Source organism: Actinoplanes sp. NBRC 103695, assembly GCF_030269485.1.
Lineage (GTDB): Bacteria > Actinomycetota > Actinomycetes > Mycobacteriales > Micromonosporaceae > Actinoplanes.
Window position 1 is genome coordinate 138,663 of the sequence record NZ_BSTL01000010.1, and the last position, 24,903, is coordinate 163,565.

The 24,903-nt window shown below is 69.4% G+C and carries 21 protein-coding genes; 10 read left to right on the plus strand and 11 right to left on the minus strand.

The window, feature by feature from the left end:
* Positions 1 to 2 precede the first annotated feature (2 nt).
* From QSK31_RS19365 to QSK31_RS19385, 5 genes are read right to left on the minus strand one after another with little or no spacing between them, the layout of a single operon-like run.
* Positions 3 to 545 (minus strand): GAF domain-containing protein, encoded by a 543-nt coding sequence (locus tag QSK31_RS19365; protein ID WP_285685562.1) that lies wholly within the window; start codon positions 543 to 545, stop codon positions 3 to 5.
* Positions 542 to 1,144 (minus strand): GTP-binding protein, encoded by a 603-nt coding sequence (locus QSK31_RS19370; protein WP_285685563.1) that lies wholly within the window; start codon positions 1,142 to 1,144, stop codon positions 542 to 544. The genes QSK31_RS19365 and QSK31_RS19370 overlap by 4 nt, the downstream gene beginning before the upstream one ends.
* On the minus strand, positions 1,122 to 1,511 hold the full coding sequence (locus QSK31_RS19375; RefSeq protein ID WP_285685564.1) for a DUF742 domain-containing protein: 390 nt from the start codon (positions 1,509 to 1,511) through the stop codon (positions 1,122 to 1,124). Before QSK31_RS19375 ends, QSK31_RS19370 begins: the two co-directional genes overlap by 23 nt.
* A gap of 2 nt (positions 1,512 to 1,513) precedes the next feature.
* Positions 1,514 to 1,948 carry a roadblock/LC7 domain-containing protein gene (locus QSK31_RS19380; RefSeq protein ID WP_285685565.1) on the minus strand — a complete coding sequence of 145 codons (435 nt, stop codon included), beginning with the start codon at positions 1,946 to 1,948 and terminating at the stop codon, positions 1,514 to 1,516.
* A complete protein-coding gene (locus QSK31_RS19385) occupies positions 1,935 to 3,476 on the minus strand; it encodes a sensor histidine kinase (protein ID WP_285685566.1) in 1,542 nt (513 codons plus the stop codon). Before QSK31_RS19385 ends, QSK31_RS19380 begins: the two co-directional genes overlap by 14 nt.
* Positions 3,477 to 3,991: 515 nt before the next feature.
* Between QSK31_RS19385 and QSK31_RS19390 the strand changes: the two genes are divergently transcribed.
* From QSK31_RS19390 to QSK31_RS48835, 5 genes are all read left to right on the plus strand, one after another.
* Positions 3,992 to 4,981 carry an ABC transporter substrate-binding protein gene (locus tag QSK31_RS19390; RefSeq protein ID WP_285685567.1) on the plus strand — a complete coding sequence of 330 codons (990 nt, stop codon included), beginning with the start codon at positions 3,992 to 3,994 and terminating at the stop codon, positions 4,979 to 4,981.
* 2 nt (positions 4,982 to 4,983) lie between these two features.
* Positions 4,984 to 6,501, plus strand: a complete 1,518-nt coding sequence (locus tag QSK31_RS19395; RefSeq protein ID WP_285685568.1) for a sugar ABC transporter ATP-binding protein — start codon at positions 4,984 to 4,986, stop codon at positions 6,499 to 6,501.
* Positions 6,498 to 7,487 (plus strand): ABC transporter permease, encoded by a 990-nt coding sequence (locus QSK31_RS19400; protein ID WP_285685569.1) that lies wholly within the window; start codon positions 6,498 to 6,500, stop codon positions 7,485 to 7,487. The genes QSK31_RS19395 and QSK31_RS19400 overlap by 4 nt, the downstream gene beginning before the upstream one ends.
* On the plus strand, positions 7,484 to 8,464 hold the full coding sequence (gene yjfF / locus QSK31_RS19405) for a galactofuranose ABC transporter, permease protein YjfF (protein ID WP_285685571.1): 981 nt from the start codon (positions 7,484 to 7,486) through the stop codon (positions 8,462 to 8,464). The genes QSK31_RS19400 and yjfF overlap by 4 nt, the downstream gene beginning before the upstream one ends.
* Positions 8,465 to 8,593: 129 nt before the next feature.
* Entirely contained in the window at positions 8,594 to 9,211 is a 618-nt protein-coding gene (locus QSK31_RS48835; protein WP_352244466.1) for a recombinase family protein, read from the plus strand.
* Here QSK31_RS48835 and QSK31_RS19410 read toward each other — a convergent pair.
* From QSK31_RS19410 to QSK31_RS19435, 6 genes are all read right to left on the minus strand, one after another.
* Positions 9,149 to 11,506, minus strand: a complete 2,358-nt coding sequence (locus tag QSK31_RS19410) for an alpha-L-arabinofuranosidase family protein (RefSeq protein ID WP_285685572.1) — start codon at positions 11,504 to 11,506, stop codon at positions 9,149 to 9,151. The genes QSK31_RS48835 and QSK31_RS19410 overlap by 63 nt on opposite strands.
* A 736-nt stretch (positions 11,507 to 12,242) precedes the next feature.
* Positions 12,243 to 12,542, minus strand: a complete 300-nt coding sequence (locus QSK31_RS19415) for a MoaD/ThiS family protein (RefSeq protein ID WP_285685573.1) — start codon at positions 12,540 to 12,542, stop codon at positions 12,243 to 12,245.
* Positions 12,539 to 12,889, minus strand: coding sequence for a hypothetical protein (locus tag QSK31_RS19420; RefSeq protein ID WP_285685574.1), 351 nt, complete (start codon positions 12,887 to 12,889; stop codon positions 12,539 to 12,541). The genes QSK31_RS19415 and QSK31_RS19420 overlap by 4 nt, the downstream gene beginning before the upstream one ends.
* Complete coding sequence (locus QSK31_RS19425) at positions 12,886 to 14,001, minus strand: WD40/YVTN/BNR-like repeat-containing protein (protein ID WP_285685575.1); 1,116 nt, start codon at positions 13,999 to 14,001, stop codon at positions 12,886 to 12,888. Before QSK31_RS19425 ends, QSK31_RS19420 begins: the two co-directional genes overlap by 4 nt.
* A gap of 56 nt (positions 14,002 to 14,057) precedes the next feature.
* Positions 14,058 to 16,223 carry a putative bifunctional diguanylate cyclase/phosphodiesterase gene (locus QSK31_RS19430; protein ID WP_285685576.1) on the minus strand — a complete coding sequence of 722 codons (2,166 nt, stop codon included), beginning with the start codon at positions 16,221 to 16,223 and terminating at the stop codon, positions 14,058 to 14,060.
* Between the two features lie 119 nt (positions 16,224 to 16,342).
* The gene (locus QSK31_RS19435) at positions 16,343 to 17,308 is read right to left on the minus strand and encodes a LysR family transcriptional regulator (RefSeq protein ID WP_285685577.1); all 966 of its coding nucleotides are present in this window, start codon (positions 17,306 to 17,308) and stop codon (positions 16,343 to 16,345) included.
* A gap of 32 nt (positions 17,309 to 17,340) precedes the next feature.
* Here QSK31_RS19435 and QSK31_RS19440 point away from each other — a divergent pair, with 32 nt between their 5' ends.
* From QSK31_RS19440 to QSK31_RS19460, 5 genes are all read left to right on the plus strand, one after another.
* Positions 17,341 to 18,579, plus strand: coding sequence for an MFS transporter (locus tag QSK31_RS19440; protein ID WP_285685578.1), 1,239 nt, complete (start codon positions 17,341 to 17,343; stop codon positions 18,577 to 18,579).
* 211 nt (positions 18,580 to 18,790) lie between these two features.
* The gene (gene frc, locus QSK31_RS19445; RefSeq protein WP_285685580.1) at positions 18,791 to 20,017 is read left to right on the plus strand and encodes a formyl-CoA transferase; all 1,227 of its coding nucleotides are present in this window, start codon (positions 18,791 to 18,793) and stop codon (positions 20,015 to 20,017) included.
* Positions 20,018 to 20,027: 10 nt separating this feature from the next.
* Positions 20,028 to 22,157: an acetate--CoA ligase family protein gene (locus QSK31_RS19450; protein WP_285685581.1), complete on the plus strand. Its 2,130-nt coding sequence runs from the start codon at positions 20,028 to 20,030 to the stop codon at positions 22,155 to 22,157.
* A 197-nt stretch (positions 22,158 to 22,354) separates the two neighbouring features.
* Complete coding sequence (locus QSK31_RS19455; protein ID WP_285685583.1) at positions 22,355 to 23,719, plus strand: OFA family MFS transporter; 1,365 nt, start codon at positions 22,355 to 22,357, stop codon at positions 23,717 to 23,719.
* A 172-nt stretch (positions 23,720 to 23,891) separates the two neighbouring features.
* Positions 23,892 to 24,887, plus strand: a complete 996-nt coding sequence (locus tag QSK31_RS19460) for a 2-dehydropantoate 2-reductase (RefSeq protein WP_285685584.1) — start codon at positions 23,892 to 23,894, stop codon at positions 24,885 to 24,887.
* Positions 24,888 to 24,903 lie beyond the last annotated feature (16 nt).

Genomic DNA, 24,903 nt, shown 5'->3' on the forward strand with positions numbered 1-24,903 from the left:
GCTCACCGTTCCCGGCTGTGGATCTGGTTGATCAGCTCGGCGGCCAGTGACTTGATGGTCTCCAGGCCGGGCCGGCCCCACGGGCGCGGCTCGACGTCCACCACGCAGATCGTGCCGAGCGCGGTGCCGGTCCGGTCGATCAGCGGCGCACCCAGGTAGGAGCGGATGCCGATCTCGTCGACCACCGGGTTGCCGGCGAACCGCGGGTAGTCGCAGACGTCGTCCAGCACCAGCGCCTTGCGGCGAACCACGACGTGCGGGCAGTACCCGTGGTCGCGATCCATCACCCGGCCGGGCTGAGCGGTGGCCGCGGCGCCGGAGGGTGCGGCGGCGACGTGCAGCCCGGCGAAGTACTGCCGGTCCTCGCTGATGAAGTTCACCATCGCGTACGGCGCCCGGGTCACCTCGCTGAGCTTGCGCGCGAACTCGTCGAACTCCGGGACCGGCTGCTCGCCCAGCCCGAGTTCGGTCAGCCGGCGCATCCGGCCGCCCACCTCCGGGTCGGTCGGCGTCAGGGGGTGGTGGCCGGAGAAGTCGTAGATCATGCCGGGGCTCCGTTCTCGAGCGAGGGGCTGTCGACGTGGGTCTCGAGCAGGTACTTGATCAGGCTGATCAGCACGCCGGTGGCGGACTTGCGGTCGCGGGCGTCGCAGAAGATCACCGGGATCTCCGGCTTGAGGTCGAGCGCGCCACGGACGTCGCCGGGCTCGTACCGGTAGTCGGGGTCGAACTCGTTCACCGCGACGAGGAAGTCGATGCCGCGGGACTCGAAGAAGTCCACCGCCGCGAAGCAGTCCTCCAGGCGCCGAGTGTCGGCCAGCACCACCGCGCCGATCGCGCCGTTGGACAGCTCGTCCCACATGAACCAGAACCGTTCCTGCCCCGGCGTGCCGAACAGGTACAGCACGTACTCGCTGCTGATCGTGATTCGGCCGAAGTCCATGGCCACGGTGGTGGTGGACTTGCGCTCGACGCCGGACAGGTCGTCGGTGCCGATGCTCGCGGTGGTCAGGATCTCTTCGGTACGCAGCGGCGCGATCTCGCTGACCGTACCCACGAACGTCGTCTTGCCGACCCCGAAGCCGCCGGCGATCAGCAGCTTGAGCGCGGTCGAGAAGAACTCAGAGCCTTCTTTGTAGGGCATTGAGGATGGTCTCCAGTACCGCCGGATTGGTGGGGTCGGCCAACGGGTCGGGCGCGCGGGTGTCCACGGCGCCGCAGTCGACGAGGTCGCACAGCAGGATCTTGGTGACCACGGCCGGCAACCTCAGCCGGGCGGCGATCTCGGCGACGGTGGTGGCCTCGGCGCAGAGCCCGAGGGCCATCGAGTGATCCGGTCCGAGCTGGTTGTGCACGGGCCGCCCGGTGGCCATCACCATCGACAGCAGCTCCATCCGCATGGTCGGCTCGGTGCGGCCGCCGCTCACCGTGTACGGCCGGATCAGTTTGCCCGCGGCGTCGTCGAACCAGTGTTCGTCGTCGGGCGTCCCGCGAGGAGGGGTGCCGGGCATGGTCAGCGGCCGTTGAGAACCGGGAAATCAGCCTCGCGCCGGGTGGGCGTGGAGAGATACGGCCGCACGCTCTTCACCAGCTGCGCCATCTCGTACCCGAGCACGCCGGGGTCGGCCGTCTTGGCCGCGATGACCGCGAGCACGGCGCCGGAGCCGGCCGCCGACACGAACAGCAGCGAGTCGTCGAGCTCGGCCACCACCTGGCGGACCACCTCGCTGCCGCCGAACCGGGCGCCGGCGCTGCGGGCCAGCGAGAACATGCCGGAGGCGACCGCGGAGAGGTGGTCCGCGCCGTCGGTGTCGAGGCCGTGAGCCGCCTTGCGTAGCCCGTCGGAGGACAGGAGCAGCGCGCTGCGGGTGTCGGGGACGCGGTCGACGAGGCCGGACAGGAGCCAGACGAGGTCCTGGGACGAACGTGCCGGATCAATGCTCGACATGGGGGCGGGGCCCTTCCTGTTGTGCTGGGGTGCGCTGGTCCTTCTCACCCATGGACACGCCGTGCATGAACGACGCCATCAGGCCCGTGTCGTGCTCGCCTGCGGGATCGTCGGGCGGCGCGGACGGACCGAGCTGGAGCTGCGGCGCCATGTGGGTCTGACTGCGGCGCCGGGGGAGTGGCGGACGTTCAGTCGTGGGCGGCACGTCCGCCATGGCCGGGGCGGTCGGCCGGAGGGCCGGCGGATCCGGGTGGTCGCCGTTCTGGCTGATCTGGCCGCTGTGGCCGTTGTGGCTGCTCTGGCCGTTCGGGCTGTTGTGGCCGTTCTGGCCGTTATGCACGCCCGGCCGGGTCGCCTCGCCTCGCGGTGTGAAGGCCGACCAGCTCGCGGGTTGCGCGAACTCGATCGTGTGCTGGGCGAGGGTCTCCGGCCGGGCGTGCCGCTCGGGTTCCACGGGGGGTGCGATCAGCACCTGCGGCAGGATGACGACTGCCTGCGTACCCCCGTAGATGTTGGTCTGAAGCCGCACGAGGATGCCGTGCTGGCGGGCGATCATGGACACCACGAAGAGCCCGATGCGGCCGTCCCGCAGCAGGTCGTCGAGGTTGATGTCCTCCGGGTTGGCGAGCAGCTTGTTGAGGCGGTCCTGGTCGGGGCGCTGCACGCCGAGGCCGCGGTCCTCCACCTCGATGGCCACGCCGGCCGCCACCTGCTGCGCGCGCAGGATGACGTGGGTCTGCGGCGGCGCGAACATGGTCGCGTTCTCGATCAGCTCGGCGACCAGGTGGATCACGCTGGCGACGACGTGCCCCGGCACGGTGCCCTCGATCGGTGGCACCAGCTTGACCCGGGAGTAGTGCTCGACCTCGGCGATCGCGGACCGCAGCACCTCGATCAGGGCGACCGGGCGGCTCCACTGCCGGCGGGACACCGAGCCGCCGAGCACGGCGAGGTTCTCCGCGTGCCGCCGGATCCGGGTCGCCAGGTGGTCCACCTGGAACAGGCCCTTCAGCAGGTCGGGATCCTCGACCTCGTTCTCCAGCGCGTCGAGCAGCTTGATCTCACGGTGCACCAGCGACTGGAGCCGCCGGGAGAGGTTGACGAAGACCTCCACCTGGCGACCGGCCGCGTGCGCCTCCGAGGCCGCGGCGGCCGCGGGGCGCGTCTGCGCCTCGAGCAGCAGCTCGGCGATGCGGTCCCGCTCGGACCGGGCCTCGGCCAGCTCCGCGTGGCGCTCGGCGAGAGCGGCCCGGGCATCGACGGTGGACGCCCGCAGTGCGGCGGTCCGGACCCCGGTGCGCCGGATCAGCCCGATGGCGTACGCCGCGGCGATCATGATGGCGCCGATGGCGATCAGGTACGGCAGGACCAGGGTTGACGTCCTGGCGTCGCCGCGCAGATAACCGATCGTGACGGCGTACAGCGTGACCGTGGCCACCGAGGGCAGGGCGATCAGCCAGGCCAGCTGGCCTGGCAGCGGGTTGGCGTCAGGATCCCGTCGCGTGTCGGAAGGTGCTGTCTCGGTCATGGGCATCCTCGTTCGGCGGGCAGACTCATGGCGTTGCGGCAATGTCCGGAGTAGAGGCGACGCCACTTTAATTGGTGCTTCGTCAATGTCCAATCACCCCTTTTCCCGGACGCCGCGACATGTCGGCGGGAAAGCGCTGTGACCAGGCAATGGGGGCTGCCGGGGGATCTCGGCGGGTGACCGGATTAGGGGATTAGGGGAAGTGGCGGCAACAGCCCTAGGGGACCATTTCTATTAGTGCGATTGCTACTTCCGGACCGGCCGGCCGGCGTCCTCACCAAGATCGACATTGCTCACTCTGGGTGAGGGCGTGTTGTGAGCGATAACATTTTCCGCCTCAGTCGTCCGCGTTGCGTGACTGAGCCTTGACGCACCGGCATGAGAGCGTTAACACTATCGAAACTCATCACGCCTTCACCCCGCCATCCACAACGTCCGGGCGCCGGTAGACACCCCTCTCCGGCGGCTTGTGGCTGCGTCGGGACGTCATCGGAATCTCTTCGCCAGGAGGAAAAATGATTCTGCATAGGATGTCCGCCGCCGCCGCGGGCGTCGTACTGCTCGCCGCCATGACCGCCGGTTGCGGCAATGGCAATGAAGTGGGCGGTGCCTCGGGCACGGACGACGGCAAGATCACGCTCGGCTTCTCTCAGGTCGGCGCCGAGAGTGGCTGGCGCACCGCGAACACCAAGTCGATCCAGGAGTCCGCCGCCAGTGCGGGCATCGACCTCAAGTTCGCCGACGCGCAGCAGAAGCAGGAGAACCAGATCAAGGCGATCCGGTCCTACATCACGCAGAAGGTCGACGTGATCGCCTTCTCGCCGGTGGTGGAGACCGGCTGGGACGCCGTGCTGCAGGAGGCCAAGGCCGCCAACATCCCGGTGATCCTGACCGACCGCGCCGTGGACTCGCAGGACAAGACGCTGTACAAGACCTTCATCGGCTCGGACTTCGTGGTCGAGGGTCAGAAGGCCGGCGAATGGCTGGTCAAGGAGTACGAGGGTAAGACCGCCCCGGTGAACATCGTGCAGCTCGAGGGCACGACGGGCTCGGCGCCGGCGAACGACCGCAAGTCCGGCTTCGAGGAGAAGATCAAGGCCGACCCCAAGTTCAAGATCATCGCTTCGCAGACGGGCAAGTTCACCCGCGCCGACGGCAAAGAGGTGATGGAGGCCTTCCTCAAGGCCAACCCCAAGATCGATGTGCTGTACGCGCACAACGACGACATGGGGCTCGGTGCGATCGAGGCCATCGAGGCGGCCGGCAAGAAGCCCGGCGTCGACATCAAGATCATCACTGTGGACGCGGTCAAGGACGGCATGCAGGCCCTGGCCGACGGGAAGATCAACTTCATCGTGGAGTGCAGCCCGCTGCTCGGCCCACAGCTGATGGAGCTGGTCAAGAAGGTGAAGGCCGGCGAGACCGTCGAGCCGCGCATCCTCACCGAGGAGACCACGTTCACCCAGGCGCAGGCTAAGGAAGCCCTGCCCAACCGGAAGTACTGACGATGGCGGAGACCACGCCGATCCTCGAGATGCGGGGCATCGGCAAGAGGTTCCCCGGAGTGACCGCGCTCGACGGCGTGGACTTCCGCCTCCACCCCGGCGAGGTGCACGCCCTGATGGGGGAGAACGGCGCCGGCAAGTCCACGCTGATCAAGATCCTGACCGGCGTCTACGACATCGACGACGGCGCGATCGAGCTGGACGGCGAACCGGTGCTGTTCTCCGGCCCCCAGCAGGCGCAGCACGCCGGCGTCAGCACGGTCTACCAGGAGATCAACCTCTGCCCCAACCTGTCGGTGGCGGAGAACATCTACATCGGCCGCGAACCCCGGCGGTTCGGCATGATCTCGTTCCGCGCCATGCGGGCGAAGGCCGCCGAACTGCTGGGTTCGCTCGGCATCGACATCGACCCCGGCTCGGTGCTGGCCGGGCACTCGATCGCGGTGCAGCAGATGGTCGCGATCGCCCGCGCCGTGGACATCTCGGCGCGGGTGCTCATCCTCGACGAGCCGACGTCCAGCCTGGACGCCGGTGAGGTGGCCCAGCTCTTCCGGGTCATCCGCGATCTGCGCGAACAAGGCCTGGCGATCGTCTTCGTCACGCACTTCCTCGACCAGGTCTACGAGATCTCGGACCGGATCACGGTGCTGCGCAACGGGCGGCTCGTCGGCGAGTTCCGCACCGCCGAGCTGTCCCAGCGCGACCTGGTCGAGAAGATGATCGGCAAGGAGCTCTCCGCGCTGGAGAGCATCGAGGAACAGGCCAAACCTCAGCTGCGCGACCCTTCGCCGCTGCTCGTGGCCGAGGGGGTCGGGCGGACCGGGGCGATCGCGCCGTTCAGCCTGACCATCCACGCCGGCGAGGTCGTCGGGCTGGCCGGACTGCTCGGGTCCGGTCGCAGCGAGCTGGCCCGGCTGCTGTTCGGCGCGGACAAGGCCGACTCCGGCGAGCTACGGGTGGACGGCCGGCCCGTCACGATGCGCGGGCCACGCTCCGCGATGGAACGGGACATCGCCTACCTCTCCGAGAACCGCCGCACGGAGGGCTTGATCGAGGAGCTCACCGTACGCGAGAACATCATTTTGGCTTTGCAGGCGAACCGCGGCTGGGCGCGTCCGGTGCCACGCCGGCAGCAGGACGAGCTGGTCGCGAAGTACGTCGAGGCGCTGCGCATCCGGCCCGCGGACCCGCAGACCGTGGTGCGCAACCTGTCCGGCGGCAACCAGCAGAAGGTGCTGCTGGCCCGCTGGCTGATCACCGAGCCGCGGCTGCTCATCCTGGACGAGCCCACCCGCGGCATCGACGTCGGCGCCAAGGCCGACATCCAGCGGCTGGTGGTCAGCCTCGCCGGTGACGGGCTCGCCGTGCTGTTCATCAGCGCCGAGCTGGAAGAGGTGCTGCGGCTCAGCCACACCATCGTGGTGCTCCGCGACCGGGCGGTCGTGGCCCAGGTCGAGAACACCGACGCGGTGGACGCCAACAGCATCATGAACACGATCGCCACCGGGGTGACCGCGTGACCGGGGTTCTGAAGCACCGCCTCTTCTGGCCGTCGGCGGCGCTGATCGTGCTGCTGCTCGGCAACCTGATCTTCACGCCGCACTTCTTCTCCATCGAGATTCGCAACGGGCAGCTCTACGGCAGCCTGATCGACATCCTCCGCCTGTCGGCGCCGTTGATCCTGGTGGCTCTCGGCATGACCCTGGTGATCGCCACCGGGGGCATCGACCTGTCCGTCGGTTCCGTGATGGCGGTGGCCGGTGCCCTGGCCTGTCTGATCGTTGTGGACAATCCGGGCCTGTCGGGCGTCCTGCTGGCCTGTGTCGCCGCGGTGACGTTGGCGTTGGTCCTCGGCCTCTGGAACGGCTTCCTCGTCTCGGTCGTCGGGCTGCAACCGATCATCGCCACGCTGATCCTGATGGTCGCCGGGCGCGGGCTCGCCCAGCTGATCACCGAGGGCCAGATCATCACCGTGAACTCGCCGCCCTACCGGTTCATCGGCGCCGGCTATCTGCTGACCTTCCCGTTCGCGGTGATCATCGCGGCGGTGGTGGTCGCGTTCACCGCGCTGCTGACCCGGCGTACGGCGCTGGGCATGCTGGTCGAGTCGGTCGGCGGCAACCCGCGGGCCAGCCGGCTCTCCGGCATCCACTCGCGGCGGCTCATCTGGGGCGTGTACGCCTTCACCGGTGTCGCCGCGGGCATCGCCGGCCTGATGGCCACCGCCAACGTGTCCAGCGCGGACGGCAACGCGGTCGGCAGCCTGATCGAGCTGAACGCCATCCTCGCCGTCGTCATCGGCGGCACCTCCCTGGCCGGCGGCCGGTTCTCGATCGCCGGCACGGTCATCGGGGCGCTGCTCATCCAGGCGCTGGACACGACGATCTACACGACCGGCGTACCGGCACAGACCACCCAGCTCTTCAAGGCGGTCGTGGTGATCGTCATCTGCCTGATCCAGTCGCCGGCCTTCCGGCGCAAGGTGTTGAGGACGGTTCCCGCATGACCTCTGTTCTCGCTCCCCGGCGCCGGGCCTGGACGATCCGCAAGTACGTACCGATCCTCGGCACGCTCGTGCTGCTGGTGATCATGTACGGCATCGGGATCGTCAACTACGAGGGCTTCTACAACACCCAGATCCTGCTCAACATCTTCATCGACAACTCGTTCCTGCTGGTCGTCGCGGTGGGCATGACCTTCGTGATCCTGACCGGCGGCATCGACCTGTCGGTCGGCTCGGTGGTGGCCCTGACCACGATGGTGTGCGCGACGCTGCTGAACGACGGCTGGCCGGCGCCGGCCGCGATGATCGCCGTCCTGGTGATGGGCGCTCTGCTCGGCTTCCTGATGGGCTGCGTGATCCACTTCTTCGAGATCCAGCCGTTCATCGTGACGCTCGCCGGCATGTTCCTGGCGCGCGGCCTCTGCTACGTGATCAGCACGTCGTCGATCTCCATCGACGCGCCGTTCTGGAAGACGACGGCCCAGGAACGCATCGGCGTCGGCACGTTCACGATCACCCCGAGCGTGGTGATCGCGGGGCTGGTCGTGGTCATCGCGGCGGTGGTGCTGGCGTGGACCCGGTTCGGCCGCACGGTCTACGCCATCGGTGGCAACGCGAACTCGGCGATGCTCATGGGGCTGGGCGTCGGGCGTACCCGGATCGGGGTCTACACGATCAGCGGGTTGTGCTCGGCGATCGGCGGCCTGCTGCTCAGCTTCTACATGAGCTCGGGCGACCCGCTGCACGCGATCGGCATGGAACTCGACGCGATCGCCGCGGTGGTCATCGGCGGCACGCTGCTGACCGGCGGGTCGGGCTACGTGCTGGGAACCGTCCTGGGCATCACGGTGCTCGGGCTGATCCAGACGATCATCACCTTCCAGGGCAACCTGAGCAGCTGGTGGACCCGCATCTTCATCGGCGGCCTGCTGTTCGTCTTCGTCCTCCTCCAGAGGGCGGTCGTCCGCCGCACGCCCTGAGCGAAATTCCAGACATGAAATAGCGCACCCCGGCGGCCGCCGGGCAGGGTGAGTCGCATGAACGGGATCACGCAGCGCATCGTTCTGCTTCCGTCGTCCACCGGGCTGGTGGCCGCCGGGCCACTGCCGATGGGCGACCGGCCCGGCTCGGGGGACGAGCTGAGACGGGTCGCGTGGCTGAGCGGCCCGTTCGACGACGGGCCGCGTCCGCAGGCCGCCGGGTCATCAGGCGGACCCGGATCGCCGCCTGAGGTGGACCGTCCAGCAGGTAGGTCAGGGCCTTGTCACAACTCGGGCAAACGTCCTCGGCAGCGACCCGCCGGCGCACCTCGCAGCAGCGCCCACGCCGTCTCACCCAAGTCCGACCGTCGGCGGAGTCGCCAGGAGGAAGAGCCGCCGGCCGTCGCTTCGCCGGACAACTCGGGTGCTGAGCGGCGACGCCGGGGGCGGCCGCGTCTCGTCGCGGCTCGGACGGTCCGGGCGATCGTGCTTCTGGTCAGCGGCGGCGAGTCGTTGCAGGGAGTTGCCAACCTGCTCAACGACGCCGGTGTGCCCACTCCCTCGGAGACCAGGGTGGCGGCCGAGGAGAGGACCGGTCGCTGGTCCAAGTTCATGGTCCGCAACGTCCTGACCACGCAGCACGGCCGCCGGCTCGCGGCCGCGCTGCTTCGGCTTCGCGGGGCGTCACCGCTGCCGGATGCGCAGGAAAGTGACCGAGTTGGGCAGGAAGGTGTGGGTGAACGTTGACGCGACGCCCTTCAGGGTCGTTGTCACGGGAGCGATCGGGTGGGCGGTGCCGGTGTTCTGAGCCTGCGGGTCGCCGGTGATCACGGTCATCCGGGCGCGGGGCGCGACGTCGCGGCCGGACAGGTCGATGGTGGTGGTGGCCGGGGTGTCCTGGGCGTTCACCACCTTGACGATCAGGTCGCGGCCATCCTGCGTGACGACCTGCGCGAACGGCTCGGTGGCGCGATCGTCGGCAATCGAGCCCCAGAGTTCGCCGTCGACGAACAGGCGCACGCGCGTACCGCGTACCTCTGCCCTGAGGTTGTAGGTCTTGCCCGTCTCGATGCGGTCCGGGCGGGTGAGCAGCTGCTCCTTGGCGCCGCCGCTGGCCTTCTCCACGGCGCCCTGCGTGTTGTTCCAGCCGCCGAGATTCCACCAGTACCAGTTGTCGACGTCCTTCAGGCCGAACGCGACCAGGAAACCCTCGTTGCCTGCCGTCTTCGTCGCGGTGAGCGTCAGGTCATATTCTGAAGGCAGCGTCGGACCGCCCTTGACCAGCGTGTTCTCGGCCGTGACATCGGTCTGGGCGTAGGCGCCGTCGATCACCGACCAGGTGCCGCGCCCGGCGAGCGGGGTCCAGTTGCCGGCGCCGGCCGAGAAGTCGTCGGCGAACAGCACGGTGCCGTCCGGGGCGGTCACCTTGACGTCGTCGTAGCGCGCGGCGGTCGCCCACGTGGACAGGCCGATGGCGCCGGTGATCGGCTGCGGTTCGACGACACGGCCGGTGGCGCGGCTCGGCACCACCCGGTCCCCGACGTTGTTCATGAAGAGTTTCTGCACCTCGTAGCTGGTCGAGCCCCACGAGTCATCGTTGTCGAACCAGATCATGTCCGGCGTCCACTGCGTGCTGTCCACGCTGGCCAGCAGCGGCGCGTACGACGCCTGCCGCACCACGTCGGCGTTGCGTTCCAGCCCGGTCATGAACGCGGCCTCACTGAGCGCGTTGAACAGCCGGTTGTTCTGCGACGCGTACTCGCCGAGGAACACCTGGGGGCCGCCGCGGTCGTACGAGTCGTAGCGCCTGTTGTTCTGCAGGAACCAGGCCGGGCTGTTGTAGTAGTGCTCGTCGACCATCTCGGTGCCGGCCGCCCGGTTCAGCGCCCACAGCCGGTCGAACGTGACACCCTGATCGTCCGGCCCGGTGTTGCCGATCACGGTGATTTCCGGGTACGCGGACTCGATCGCCGCCCGGAACCGCTGGAAGTTCGCGAAATACTGGTCCGGCAGATTCTCCTCGTTGCCGACGGCCAGCGCGGTCAGCCCGAACGGCCGCGGGTGCCCCATCCGCGCCCGCAGCGACCCCCACGTCGACGTCTGGGGCCCGTTGGCGAACTCGATCAGGTCCAGTGTGTCCTGAATGTGCCGCCGCAGCAGCGCCTCATCATCGGTGGCCCGGTTCTGCCCACAGCCGGTGACCAGCGCCGGAACGACCGGCAACGGCATCGCCCCGATATCCTCGCTGAACTGGAAGTATTCGTAGTAGCCCAGCCCGTAGCTCTGGTTGTAGCCCCAGAAGTTGGCGTTCGTGGCCCGCGTCTCGACCGGCCCGACGGTGTCCTTCCACTGGTAGGCGCGCGCACGCGGGAACCCGTTCGCCTCGTCGTAGGGGTACATGCTGCCGGTGTTGACCAGGCACCCGCCCGGGAACCGCACGAACGACGGCCGCAGGTCCGCGACCTTCCGCGCGAGGTCGGCCCGAAGCCCGTTGGGCCGGCCGTGGAACGTGTCCCGCGGGAACAGCGAGATCATGTCCAGCCGCAGCGTCCCCGCGCCTGCCGCCGTCACGCTCAGCCGTCCCGCGTCGCTCGACCCGGTGGCCCGCAACACGCCCGCGTACTTGGTCCAGGTGTCCCCGGCCGCGGTCACCGCGAGCGGTCTGGCCAGCGCCCGCCCCGCGGCGTCGTGCAGCGTCACGGTCAGTGGCGTCCCGCCGGCCGCGTCGCTGCGGGCCCACACCGAGAAGTCGTACCGTCCGCCCTGGTGAACCGCCATCCCTGCGGCAAACCCGCCGTTGGTCACCCTGAGCGGTTCACTGTCCAGACCCATCCTGAGGTACGTACGGTTACGCGCGTTCAGTCGCCCGTCGTCGTCGACCGCCCCGACCGTGCCCACGCCGCCGCTCCGAGCCCACCCGGTCATCGCCGTGTACGAGGCGTTGTCCACCGGCCGAAACTCGAACGACCGGTTCCGCACCATCTCGGCGTACAGCCCCCCGTCCGCCGCGTTGTTGATGTCCTCGAAGAACACGCCGTACATGCGATCGGAGATCTCCGGCCCGTCCGCTTCCGGCCCGACGGTGATCGTGTAGTCGGGCTCAGCCGCACCCGCCGGCGAGGCGCGCCCGACCGCAGCGGCTTGCGTGGAGGGGGCTTGCGTGGAGGGGGCTTGCGTGGAGGGGGCTTGCGTGGAGGGGGCTTGCGTGGAGGGGGCTTGCGAGGCGCGAGCGGCTTGCGTTAAGCGGGTTTGCGCGGAGGCGATTTGCGAGGCGGCTTGTGTGGAGGCGGCGGCGCCGGGCGAGGCGGGCGTGACCATGGCGATCGAGGCGACCAGCAGCCCGGCGACTGCTCTTCTGACGACGGCGCTGGAACGGGTCATGGCGTCTCCGATATAGACGATCTGTAATGTCCGTGTAACGGATCGGACGCTACCAACGACCGTCGTCGATCATGGACGTTCATCTATCCCATCTCGCGAACGCCCACTCTCGATTTCCGAACCACCCCGCGTTGCTCGCCGTCGCCGGAACTGTCGCGGTGAGGGTCTGACATCGGCTCGCATCGCCAGGCCTTTGTGGTGCGTGCCCTTGCTGCCGGCGATGTCGGCTGCCGCGACCCATGAGTGGACACCGACCCGGCAACCAGGCCCAATCCCCGGCCCGGCAGAAGTGGCCGCGGCGGCCCGGCAGAAGTGGCCGCGCCGGTGAGGCCAGACCTTCAGCCTGAAGCCCGTGGCAGTATCGGCGCGAGTGCCACGGGCGTGCCGATGCCAGGACTTAGCCGCCGGCCATGGCGCCGACGACCAGATAGGGCTCCTTTCCGGTAGTGACAGCTTCGGGAAGAGGGGCGTCGGGGGAGTCGTTGGAGAGGTCCTCCTCGCAGGCGAAGAAGCGGACCAGCGGCCGGCGCTTTCCGGTCTGCCGGTCGCGCATCGTGCCGACCAGCATGGGGAAACGCTGCTCGACCGCGTCCAGCACGGTTCGCTGCGTCGCCGGCCCGTCGACCTCCACCTCGACCTCACCGGTCACCCCGGCGAGCGTCCGCAGGTGCGGCGGCAAGATCACGCGAACCGTCACGACAGCCGCCCCTCGACAGTGAAGTGGTGGTGTGGCCGGCCGGCGGTGGAGCGGTGGTGTGGCCGGCCGGCGGTGAAGTGGTGGTGTGGCCGGCCGGCGGTGGAGCGGTGGTGTGGCCGGCCGGAGGTGGAGCGGTGGTGCGGCCGGCCGGCGGTGGAGCGGTGGTGCGGCCGGCCGGAGGTGGAGCGGTGGTGTGGCCGGCCGGAGGTGGAGCGGTGGTGCGGCCGGCCGGAGGTGGAGCGGTGGTGTGGCCGGCCGGAGGTGGAGCGGTGGTGCGGCCCGTCGGAGGTGGAGCGGCGGCGTGGGTGGCTGGAGGTGGAGCGGCGGCTTGGGTCGGTGGGACTCACGGCAGGACCTGGGCCTCGACCGAGAGGACCGCCGGGAGGTCGCGGACGATCGCGGTCCACGTGTTGCCGCTGTCGGATGAGCCGTAGACCTGGCCGCCCGACGTGCCGAAGTAGATGCCGCAGTCGTCGAGGGTGTCGACGGACATCGCGTCGCGGAGGACGTTGACGTAGCAGTGCTGCTGGGGGAGGCCCTCGGTCAGCGGCTCCCACTCGTCGCCGCCGGTGCGGCTGCGGTAGACGCGCAGCTTGCCCTCGGGAACGTAGTGCTCGGAGTCGCTGGTGATCGGGACGACGTAGATCGTCTCGGGCTCGTGGGCGTGGACCGCGATCGGGAAGCCGAAGTCTGTGGGCAGGTTGCCGCTGATCTCGCGCCACTGGCCGCCGGCGTCGTCGGTGCGCAGCACGTCCCAGTGTTTCTGCATGAAGAGGGTGTCGGGGCGGGTGGGGTGCTGGGCCAGGCGGTGCACGCAGTGGCCGACCTCGGCGTCCTCGTCGGGGATGCCGCCGCTGCGCAGGCCGCGGTTGATCGGCTGCCAGGAGTCGCCGCCGTCGTCGGTGCGGAAGGCGCCGGCCGCGGAGATGGCCACGTAGATCCGGCGTGGGTCGGCCGGGTCGAGGATGATCGTGTGCAGGCACATGCCGCCGGCGCCGGGCTGCCACTGCGGGCCGGTGGGGTGGTTGCGCAGCGCGCTCAGCTCGGTCCACTCCCGGCCGCCGTCGGTGGAGCGGTAGAGCGCGGCATCCTCGCCGCCGGCGTAGACGGTGTCGGGGTCGGTGCGCGACGGCTCCAGGTGCCAGATGCGCTTGAACTCCCACTTGCGGGGCGTGCCGTCGTACCAGAGGTGCTCGCCGACGGCGCCGCGGTAGTCGAAGTCGTTGCCCACCGCCCCCCACGACCGGCCGCCGTCGTCGGAGCGGTGGATGACCTGGCCGAACCAGCCGCCGGAGGCGGAGGCCCAGAGCCGGTCGGGCGCGGCCGGCGAACCGGCCACGTGGTAGACCTCCCACCCGCCGAAGAACGGTCCCTCGACCGTCCAGTCTTTGCGGGCGCCGTCGGCGGTCAGGGTGAAGGCGCCCTTGCGGGTGCCCACGAGTAGTCGGACGCGGCTCATGATCCCTCCTCGTTGAGTGATACGAGTTGAGTAACACGAGGCATCATCGCGCAGCCCTACGACATTTTCGCGGCCACGTGATGCGCTCGGAGGAATTCCGCCAATGGGGTGGCCGCCATCGGGTGCGCGTAGAGGTGGCCCTGGCCGGAGCGGCAGCCCAGCAGGGTGAGCTCGGCGGCCTGCGCGGCGGTCTCCACCCCTTCGGCGACCGTCTCCAGCTCGAGGATGCGGCCGAGCCGGATGACCGCCTCGGCCACCGCCGACCCGGCCTGCGTGCCGTTCAGCTCGGAGACGAAGCACTGGTCGAGCTTGAGCATGTCGACCGGCAGCCGGGTGAGGTGGCGCAGCGACGAGTGGCCGGTGCCGAAGTCGTCGAGCGCGATGCGTACGCCCTCCTCGCGCAGTTCCGCGAGCCGCTCCACCATCTCGGGCGCGTCGATGCACGCGCTCTCGGCGATCTCCACGGTCAGGTCGCCGGGGTCGAAGCCGGTCCGGGCCAGCACCGCGAGCAGCCGGTCGGCCGACTCCGGCGTGTCCAGCTGGCGCGGCGACAGGTTGACCGAGAGGCGCACCCCGGGCCAGGCCCGCATCTCCCGGCACGCCTCGGTGAGCACCCATTCGCCGATCGACTCGATCAGCCCGGACTGTTCGGCGAGCGGCACGAACGCGTCGGGCAGCAGCAGGCCGTGGTCCGGGTGGTCCCAGCGGACCAGCGCCTCGACCGCGGTCACCTCGCCGGTGATCAGGGAGAGGACCGGCTGGTAGACCAGCCGCAGACGGCCGTCGGCGACGGCCCCGCGGAGATCGTCCTCGAGGGTCGCGGTGGGTGTGCTGGGGTCGTGCATTCCCTCCACGTACGCCCGCCAGCCGCTCCTGTCCCGCTTGGCGTGGTACATCGCGGTGTCCGCCCGGCGCAGCAGGTCGTCCGCCCGGTGGCCGGGGGTGGACAGCGCGATGCCGATGCTGGCGCCCGGGACGATCCGGACGCCGTCCACGTCGACCGGCAGGGAGAGCTCGGCAAGGATCCGGGTGGCGACCGTGACCGCGTCGTCCGGCTCGGCGATCTGGCTGAGCACCACGGCGAACTCGTCGCCGCCCAGCCGGCCGACGGTGTCCGATCCGAGCACGCAGCGGTGCAGGCTGCGGGCGACCGAGGCCAGGAGGACGTCGCCGGCCTCGTGCCCGTACATGTCATTGACCTGTTTGAAGCGGTCGAGGTCGAGGTAGAGGACGGCCATCCCGGTGTTTCCGGAGACCGCCGCGGCGCCCTCGCGTTCGAGGGCGCGGAGCAGTTCGGCGCGGTTGGCGAGCCCGGTCAGGGCGTCGTGCGAGGCCTCGTACGCGAGCCGGTCCTGTGCCAGCCGCCGCTCGGTGACGTCGCGGTGGTTGATCACCCAGCCGGACACCGCGGTGTGCCCGGTCATGTCGCGCAGCGCCATCTCGTGCCAGCGCCAGTCGCCGTCGGCGTGCCGGACGCGTACCTCGGTCCGGTGTTCTTCCCGGCCGTCACCCAGCGCCGAGCGCAGGCGGGCGACGTCGCCGGGGTGGATCAGCTGGTTGTAATCGGTGTCGACCAGGTCGTCGGGGCGGTGGCCGAGCACCCGTTCCATGGCGGCGCTGACCGAGAGCACCAGTCCGTCGCCGCCGACCACGACGGTCACGTCGGACGAGTCCTGCACCAGCGCCTCGTACCGTTCGGCGCTGCGCCGCAGGGCCTGCTCGGCCTCGGCACGGATCCGGGCGGACTCGTTCTGCGCCTGTTCGGTGAACCGCCAGTAGACGATCTGCACCGCGCAGCCGCCGAGGACGAAGCCGCCGTGGATGAGCGCGTACTGGATGAACCGCACCGTGCTGGGCGGGTCGGAGTAGAGCAGTGCCGACGCGACGTGTCCGACCAGCAGGTGGTGGCCCACCACGAGCGCCACCGACAGGGCCAGTGGCAGCCAGTCCTGGTAGAGGCTGATCAGCCCGACGGTCAGGAAGAAGGCGAAGTGCAGCTCGGTGCGCCCGCCGCCGAGCGACACCAGCAGCGCCGCGGACAACAGCAGTCCCAGGGACACCAGGAAGGACCCGGCCCGGCGGGAGCGGACGAAGAGACTGCCGATCGCACAGGCCATGTGGGCGATGCCCATCACCGGGAGCGCCCACGTCGCGTGGTGCACGGCTTCCTGACCGAAGGGGTCGTTGAGCACGCCGACGGTGGCCAGGATCGGGATCTGCATCCACAGGATCAGCCGGAGTGCCTGGTGCCGGGACCGGAACTGGGCATCCGATAAACGGACATGAGGTAGCAGACCAGTCCGAAACGCTCCCACCACGACTCCTCAGTCCATGACGCCGGTCACCGGACTGTTCGGCGGGTCGCACCGGGATTTGAGAGGTGATCGCGGAGGAGCCGGTGGAGGACGCCGCGGACGTCGATGGCGGGGAGGAGATCGAGCAGGGCTTTGACGATGTACGGCTCGGGCTCACGGCCGGCCACGACCAGGCCGATGCGGGATCCGCCGGAGCGCCCGGTCAGCGGGAGCACGCGCATGCCGTCGGGGACGCCGAAGGTGTGCAGCCACGCGTGGGCGATGATGCTGGACCAGCGCCGGGTGGCGATGTGGGCGTACAGGGCGTCGACGGTGTCGGTCTCGACGGCGGGGGCGGGCACCGGGCCGTGCGCGGCGAACAGGCCGTCGATGATGCGGCGGTTGCGCATGCGCGGGGTGAGCAGGACGAGCGGCAGCTTGGCCACCTCGGCCCAGGACACCGACGGCCGGTCGGCGAGCGGGCCCTCGGCCGGGGTGAGGAGCAGGTAGCGCTCCTCGTACAGCGGGAAGGTCTTCATCCCGACGAGGGCGTCGTCGTCGAGGTAGGTGAGGGCGGCGTCGAGCTCGAAGCCGGCCAGTTGCGCGGCCACCTCGCGGGAGGTCAGCGAGGTCAGCGTCACGTGCACCTCGGGGTGCCTGGTGCAGAGGGGCGTGATCAGCAGGGACGCCGCGGTCAGGGCGGTGGGGACGGCGCCGAGGCGGAGGGTGCCGGAGAGTTCGCCGCGCATCGACGCGAGGTCCTGCTGGAGGGCGGTGGCGCCGGCCAGGATGCGCCGCGCCCAGAGCAGCACCCGTTCGCCCTCCGGTGTCAGGCCGGCGAAGCGGTGACCACGCAGGACGATCTGCACGTCGAGCTCGCGTTCCAGTTTGCGGATCGCGGTGGACAGCGACGGCTGGGAGACGTGGCAGGCGGCGGCCGCCCGGGCGAAGTGGCGTTCACGGGCCAGCGCGACGAGATATTCGAGCTCTCTCAACAGCACCGTCTGTGACATACTGCATACAGTAGACCACCAGGAGGTGTCTCGTGTCACAGATATCCACGGATGTTTACGGGCGTCGATACCGGGTGGGCGAGTCGGATGTCGAGCTGCTGGGCCGGCCACGCGTCTGGATGAAACGGGCGGCCTGGGCCGTGATGGCCGCGGTGAGTCTCTTCCAGTACGGGTACGCCGCCGCCCTCCCGGCCTTCATCGAGATGAACGGCTGGACCGCCCGCCACGCCCTGCTCGTCCTCGCGGTCTGGGTGCTCTGCCAGGCTGGCTCGGCCGCCCCGGCGGCATGGCTGTACCGCCGATCCGGCCGCAACCCGGAGCTCCTGCTCCTGGTGGCGGCCGCGCTCTGTGCCGCCGGACTCGTCTCGCTCGCCCACGAGTCCAGCGGTTTCGGGTACGCGATCTACGGCGGTCTGGGCACCGGTCTGGCGTACGTGGTCAGCATCGGCGTCGTGACGGAGTGGTTCCCGGAACGGATCGCGCCGGCCGCCGGTGCGGTCAGTGGCGCGTTCGGCTACGGCGCCCTGCCGTTCGTGCTCCTCACGGGTCTGTTCCTGAACGGCGCCCTGCTCGACGTCACCGCCGTCGTCGTCGCCGGCGTGCTCGTGACGGCCGCCCTGCTCATCCGCCGCCCGCCCGCGCACTGGTGGCCGTCCCACCTGGATCCGCACCATTGGGCGGTCGACCGCACCCTGAACACCAGCATCCCCAACAACCAGCCCGCCCTGCGGCACTTCTCGTTCCGGGCGGCCGTCCGCACCGGCGTGCTGCCCGTCCTGTTCGTCGTCGTGGTGCTCACGGCGGTGATGGCGTTCTTCGATATCGCCCTGCTCGCCACGAGCAGGTGGCCGGCCGTGCTCATCGCCGTGCTGGCTCTGTCGACCGGGCTGGGGCGCTGGGCGAGCAGCCGGCTGTCCGACCGGCTGGGCCGCCGCCGCACCCTGGCGTACGCGTTGATGATCGGCGCGCTGGCGCAGTTCGCGTTGATCGTGACGGTGGAGAACCCGATCGCCGTCGTGCTCGCCGGCGTCGGCACCGGGGCCGGCTACTCGCTGCTCGTCAGCCTGGTCCGCGACTGGTTCGGGGACGAGGCCACCCTGTCCAACTATGCCGTCGTCTACACCGGCAAGGCGGTCGGTGGCGTCCTCGGCATCGGCCTGGCCGCGGCCGCGGCGCCGGAGGCGGTCGCCGGTCTCGTCGGCCTGGTTGGTGCTCTGTTGGCCTATCGTCTGCGCCAGCCGGGCCGCCCGCTGCTCACCCTGCCGCGCTGACCGGCGGCCGCACAGCATCGCTGGCCTGCGGAAACGCGGCCATTCAGCATCCCTATCAATGTCTTTGGAGCACGCTCTGGACACATGGCTGTTACATGCGACAACATACTGACTACGAAATACGGTATGCAATCCAACCGCTACTCAGGTCCGTCGTTGGAGCACCGCTTTCGTCTCCGCGACCGGTTCAGCGTCGTACAGGAGGATCACGATGACAAAGGCGCTCGAGGGCATCCGCGTTCTCGACATGACACACGTCCAGTCCGGCCCGTCCGCCACCCAGTTGCTCGCATGGCTCGGTGCGGACGTGATCAAGCTGGAGGCTCCCGGCCACGGCGACATCACCCGGAGCCAGCTCCGCGATCTGCCCGACGTGGACAGCCTCTATTTCACGATGCTCAACTGCAACAAGCGCAGTATCACGCTGAACATGAAGAATGACCAGGGCAAGGAGGTCTTCACCAAGCTGCTGTCCGAGGTGGACGTGCTGGTCGAGAACTTCGGACCGGGTGTCGTCGACCGCTTCGGCTTCTCGTGGGAGCGGATGCAGGAGATCAACCCCGGTCTGGTGTACGCGTCGATCAAGGGTTTCGGCCCCGGCCGGTACGCGGGCTTCAAGGCGTACGAGGTGGTCGCCCAGGCCATGGGCGGCGCGATGAGCACCACCGGCTTCGAGGACGGGCCGCCCACCGCGACCGGCGCGCAGATCGGCGACTCGGGCACCGGCATCCACCTGGTCGCCGGCATCCTCGCGGCCCTGCTGCACCGGACCCGCTCCGGCAAGGGACAGCGGGTGCAGGTCGCCATGCAGGACGCGGTCCTCAACCTGTGCCGGGTGAAGCTGCGCGACCAGCAGCGACTGGCACACGGCCCGCTCGGCGAGTACCCGAACGAGAACTTCGGCGACGAGGTCCCGCGGTCCGGCAACGCCTCCGGCGGCGGCCAGCCCGGCTGGGCGGTCAGGTGCGCGCCCGGCGGACCCAACGACTACATCTACGTGATCATCCAGCCCACCGGCTGGGCCCCGATCGCCGAGCTGATCGGCCGTCCGGAGCTCGCCGACGACCCCGAGTGGAACACGCCGAAGGCCCGGCTCGACAAGCTGGGCAAGGCGTTCCAGCTGATCGAGGAGTGGACCTCCAAGCACACCAAGTGGACCGTGATGGAGGAGCTGAACTCGCACAACATCCCCTGCGGGCCGGTGCTGTCCACCCGGGAGCTGATCGAGGACGACACCCTGCAGAAGCTCGGCTCGGTGGTCTCGGTCGAGCACCCGGAACGCGGCACGTTCAAGACGGTGGGCTGCCCCATCAAGCTCTCCGACTCGCCCGTCGACATCGAGCGCTCGCCGCTGCTGGGCGAGCACACCGAAGAGATTCTCGCGGAGATCGGCTTCGAAGGCCGGGCCGCCGAACTGCGCGCCGCCGGCGCCATCTAGGGGAGGCCCGATGAACAAGAGCAAGGTGCGGGAGATTCTCGACCAGGCGATCGCGGACGGCCGTTCGGCGCTCACGGCGCCGGAGGGCAGGGCTGTCGCTGAGGCGTACGGGATCAGCACCCCCGCCGAAGGCCTGGCCACCGGCCCGGACGAGGCGGAGAGGCTGGCGCAGGCGATCGGCTTCCCGGTCGTCATGAAGATCGTGTCGCCCGACGTGCTGCACAAGACCGAGGCCGGCGGCGTGATCGTCGGGGTCGGCAGCGTGGCCGAGGTCGGCTGGGCGTACGAGAAGATCATGTCCTCGGTCCTGGCGCACGTGCCCGGCGCCGACGTGCGCGGCGTGCAGATCCAGAAGCAGCTCAGCGGCGGTCACGAGGTCATCGTCGGGGCGGTGACCGACCCCAGCTTCGGCAAGATCGTCGCGTTCGGGCTGGGTGGTGTGCTCGTCGAGGTGCTCAAGGACGTCACGTTCCGGCTGGCGCCGGTGACGCCGGAGACCGCGGCGTCCATGCTCGACGGCATCGCCGCGGCGGAGATCCTCAAGGGCGTACGCGGTGCCGAACCGGCGAACCGCGACCTGCTCACCGACCTGATCGTGCGGGTGTCGCAGCTGGTCACCGACTTCCCGCAGCTGGCCGAGGTGGACCTCAACCCGGTGCTCGCCACCGGGGACTCGGCCATCGCGGTGGACGTACGCATCCTGATCGACCGGGCCGCGCCCAAGCGGCCCGACACCTTCACCACCGAGCAGATCCTCGCCTCGATGAACCGGATCATGAAGCCGGCCGCGATCGCGGTCATCGGGGCGTCCGCGGAAGCCGGCAAGATCGGCAACTCGGTGATGAAGAACCTGGTCAACGGCGGGTACGCCGGCCAGATCTTCCCGATCAACCCGAAGGCCGACGAAATCGGAGGCCTGAAGGCGTTCAAGTCCATCGCGGACGTGCCGGGCGACGTGGACGTGGCGGTCTTCGCGATCCCGGCGAAGTTCGTCGCGCGGGCGCTGGACGAGGCCGGCGCCAAGGGGGTGGCCGGCGCGATCCTGATCCCGTCCGGGTTCGCCGAGACCGGCAACCAGGAACTGCAGGACGAGGTGCTGGCCATCGCCCGGCGGCACGGCGTGCGGATCCTCGGCCCGAACATCTACGGCTACTACTACACGCCGGAGAACCTGTCGGCGACCTTCTGCACGCCGTACGACGTGCGCGGGGGAGTGGCGCTGTCGTCGCAGAGCGGCGGCATCGGCATGGCGATCCTGGGCTTCAGCCGCTCGGCGGGCATGGGTGTGTCGGCCATCGTGGGCGTCGGCAACAAGGCCGACATCGACGAGGACGACCTGCTCACCTTCTTCGAGCAGGACGACAACACCAACCTGATCGCGATGCACCTGGAGGACCTCAAGGACGGCCGGGCGTTCGCCGAGGTCGCCAAGCGGGTCTCGGCCCGTAAACCGGTCGTGGTGCTCAAGGCCGGCCGCACCGACCAGGGTGCGAAGGCGGCGGGTTCGCACACCGGCGCGCTGGCCGGCAACGACAAGGTCTACGACGACATCCTGCGCGAGAGCGGGGTGATCCGGGCGCCGGGTCTCAACGACCTTCTCGAGTACGCCCGGGGCGTGCCCCTGCTGCCCACGCCGAAGGGTGAGAACGTCGTCATCATCACCGGCGCCGGAGGCTCGGGCGTGCTGCTGTCGGACGCCTGTGTGGACAACGGCCTGAACCTGATGGCGATCCCGCCGGATCTGGACACCGCGTTCCGCGCCTACATCCCGCCGTTCGGCGCGGCCGGCAACCCGGTCGACATCACCGGCGGCGAGCCCCCGTCCACCTATCGCAACACGATCGCGCTCGGTCTTTCCGACGACCGGGTGCACAGCCTGATCCTCGGCTATTGGCACACGATCGTGACGCCGCCGATGACCTTTGCCGAACTGGTCGTCGACGTCGTCGAGGAATTCCGCGCCAAGGGCATCGAAAAGCCGATCGTCGCCAGTCTTTCCGGCGACGTGGAGGTCGAGGAGGCGAGTGAACACCTCTATCGCCACGGCATTGTCGCCTACCCGTACACCACGGAGAAGCCGGTGGCGGTACTCGGTGCGAAGTACCGCTGGGCCCGCGCCGCGGGCCTGGTCAAGCCCTAGATGAGGAGTGGCTGCCGCCCGACGCGCCAACGTCGGACGGCAGCCACAGCAAGAACAGCCAGGTCTGGACCAGCCCGTCGCAGACCACGCAACTCTGCCCTTTTCAAGGAGGTCCAGTCATGGTCTCGACACCTGACCGTCCACCTGCCCGGAATTCTATCCCGGATAATGATTCCGGCAACGCGACAAACACCACAGTGACCGGATACCGGGAGATCATCGACGGAAACGGCCGGCTGTATCGGCTCGGCGAGACCGACCGTCAGCTGATGGGCCGATCCCGCCGCTGGATGGTGTTCCTCCCGTGGGCCGCGATGATGGCGATCAGCTCGTCGGAGTACGCCTTCACCTCCGCCGAGGACACGCTTTCCGAGGCGCACGGCTGGCATGGCGCACACATCTTCTGGCTGCTCGGTGTCTGGGTCTTCTTCCAGGCGGCGATCGCGTTCCCGACCGGGAAGCTGCGGGAGAGCGGGCGCCTGTCGGCCAAGGCCGCGATGATGTGCGGCGCCGCCGGCACGATCATCGGGTACCTCGCCCTGGCCTACGCGCCGCACGTCCTGGTCGCCTACCTCGGCTTCTCGGTCTTCGGCGGGCTCGGCGCCGGCATGGTCTACGCCACCTGCGTGAACATGGTCGGCAAGTGGTACCCGGAACGCAAGGGTGGCAAGACCGGCTTCGTCAACGGCGGCTTCGCGTACGGCTCGGTGCCCTTCATCTTCATCTTCACCAACTACATGGACGTCGGTAACTACGGCCCCGTCCTGGTGGGCGTCGGCATCTTCCTGGCCGTGGCCGTCGCGGCGACCGGCTTCTTCTTCAAGGACCCGCCGAAGAACTGGTGGCCGGCGCACGTCGACCCGCTGAAGGTGGCCGACGACCCGAAGGTGCGGCGCTCGCTCTCGAAGAACCCGCCCGCGGTCAAGCAGTACACGCCTCGGGAAGCCGCGCGTACTCCCGTGCTCTATCTGATGTGGGTCTGCCTGTTGATGACGGCCGGCGTGAACATCTTCGGCATCGCGTTCCAGGTGCCGTTCGGCAAGGAGATGGGCTTCGCCGGCGGGATCGTGGCCCTGGCCATGAGCCTCAAGGCGATCGTCAACGGCACCGGCCGCGGGGTGATCGGCTGGATCTCCGACCGGTACGGCCGCCGCCAGACGCTGACCATCGTCTGCTGGGTGCTCGGCCTGGCCCAGTTCGCCGTCTTCCTGTCCGGCTCACTCGGCAACATGCCGCTGTTCCTGCTCGCGTCGATGATCTCCGGCTTCGGCGGCGGCGCGATCTTCCCGCTGTTCGCGGCGATGACCGCGGACTTCTTCGGGGAGAACAACAACGCCTCCAACTACGGCATGGTGTACAGCTCCAAGCTGGTCTCCGGCCTGGTCGGCTCCGGCCTCGGCGCGGTGGTCGTGGGGGTCTGGGGCTACGGCGGGGCGTTCGTGCTGGCCGGTTGCATCGGACTCTTCACCGGTGCGCTGTCCTTCATGCTCAAGCAGCCCGGCCGATCCGGATCGGGCCCCGACGTCGATGCGGTCCCGATGACCCGCGCCACCGTGGGTTAGTCCCGTCGACGTCTCCGCAAGCGGTCGGACCGCCGACGCCCCATTCCACATTCACCTCGCGATGAAGCGCCTCGGAAGTGAATGTGAGATAAGGCGACAGCCCAGGTGGTCCGGCCGCTTGTCCTACTCTCACGCCATACTGTATACAGAACACACGACGAGAGGAGACGGCGTGCGAATCGCGGTTCTCGGCGCCGGCGCCATCGGCGCGTATGTCGGCGCGGCACTGCATCGGGCCGGTGTCGAGGTCCACCTGATCGCCCGCGGCCCGCACCTCGCGGCGATCCGGCGCGACGGCGTCCGGGTGCACAGCCCGCGTGGCGACTTCATCGCCCGGGCCCGGGCCACCGACGACCCCCGCGAGGTGGGCCCCGTCGACTACGTCTTCCTCGGGCTCAAGGCTCACTCGTACGCGACGGCAGGCGACCTGGTCGCCCCGCTGCTCGGCCCGCGGACCGCGGTCGTGGCCGCGCAGAACGGCATCCCCTGGTGGTACTTCCACGGGCTGGCCGGCCACCCGCTCGCCGACCGGCGGATCGAGTCGGTCGACCCGGGCGGCGCCACCACCGCCGTCCTGCCGGTGGACCGGGCGATCGGCTGCGTCGTCTACTGCTCCACCGAGATCGAGAGCCCCGGCGTGATCCGGCATCTCGAGGGCACCCGGTTCTCCATCGGAGAGCCGGACTGCTCCTGCTCCGAGCGCTGCCGGGCGTTCAGCGAGGCGATGGTGGCCGGCGGGTTGAAATGCCCGGTGGAGACGGACATCCGCGACGACATCTGGATCAAACTGATGGGCAATGTCGCGTTCAACCCGCTGAGCGCGCTGACCCGGGCGACCCTCGCCGACATGTGCGGCCACCCGGGCGCTCGTGAGCTGGTCGCCGAGATGATGCGGGAGACCGTCGCGGTGGCCACGGCCGCCGGGTGCCGGCCCTCCATCTCGGTCGAGCGGCGCATCGACGGGGCCGCCAAGGTGGGGCACCATAAGACATCGACGTTGCAGGACCTGGAGGCGGGGAAGGAGCTGGAACTCGAAGCGATCATCGGCGCGGTGGTCGAGCTGGCCGACATGACCGGCGTCCCGGCACCCACGCTGCGCAACGTGTACGCCGCTGTGGACCTGCTCGCTCGCACGGTCACCGGTCCGTCCCCGGTGGGCGCGCGATGACGACTTCGCCACCGGA

Coding starts and splice junctions, on each gene's coding strand:
- QSK31_RS19365 (WP_285685562.1), bottom strand. CDS start 545: ATGATCTACGACTTCTCCGGCCACCACCCCCTGACGCCGACCGACCCG.
- QSK31_RS19370 (WP_285685563.1), bottom strand. CDS start 1,144: ATGCCCTACAAAGAAGGCTCTGAGTTCTTCTCGACCGCGCTCAAGCTG.
- QSK31_RS19375 (WP_285685564.1), bottom strand. CDS start 1,511: ATGCCCGGCACCCCTCCTCGCGGGACGCCCGACGACGAACACTGGTTC.
- QSK31_RS19380 (WP_285685565.1), bottom strand. CDS start 1,948: ATGTCGAGCATTGATCCGGCACGTTCGTCCCAGGACCTCGTCTGGCTC.
- QSK31_RS19385 (WP_285685566.1), bottom strand. CDS start 3,476: ATGACCGAGACAGCACCTTCCGACACGCGACGGGATCCTGACGCCAAC.
- QSK31_RS19390 (WP_285685567.1), top strand. CDS start 3,992: ATGATTCTGCATAGGATGTCCGCCGCCGCCGCGGGCGTCGTACTGCTC.
- QSK31_RS19395 (WP_285685568.1), top strand. CDS start 4,984: ATGGCGGAGACCACGCCGATCCTCGAGATGCGGGGCATCGGCAAGAGG.
- yjfF (WP_285685571.1), top strand. CDS start 7,484: ATGACCTCTGTTCTCGCTCCCCGGCGCCGGGCCTGGACGATCCGCAAG.
- QSK31_RS48835 (WP_352244466.1), top strand. CDS start 8,594: ATGGGCGACCGGCCCGGCTCGGGGGACGAGCTGAGACGGGTCGCGTGG.
- QSK31_RS19410 (WP_285685572.1), bottom strand. CDS start 11,506: ATGTACGGCGTGTTCTTCGAGGACATCAACAACGCGGCGGACGGGGGG.
- QSK31_RS19425 (WP_285685575.1), bottom strand. CDS start 14,001: ATGAGCCGCGTCCGACTACTCGTGGGCACCCGCAAGGGCGCCTTCACC.
- QSK31_RS19430 (WP_285685576.1), bottom strand. CDS start 16,223: ATGCAGATCCCGATCCTGGCCACCGTCGGCGTGCTCAACGACCCCTTC.
- QSK31_RS19435 (WP_285685577.1), bottom strand. CDS start 17,308: ATGTCACAGACGGTGCTGTTGAGAGAGCTCGAATATCTCGTCGCGCTG.
- frc (WP_285685580.1), top strand. CDS start 18,791: ATGACAAAGGCGCTCGAGGGCATCCGCGTTCTCGACATGACACACGTC.
- QSK31_RS19450 (WP_285685581.1), top strand. CDS start 20,028: ATGAACAAGAGCAAGGTGCGGGAGATTCTCGACCAGGCGATCGCGGAC.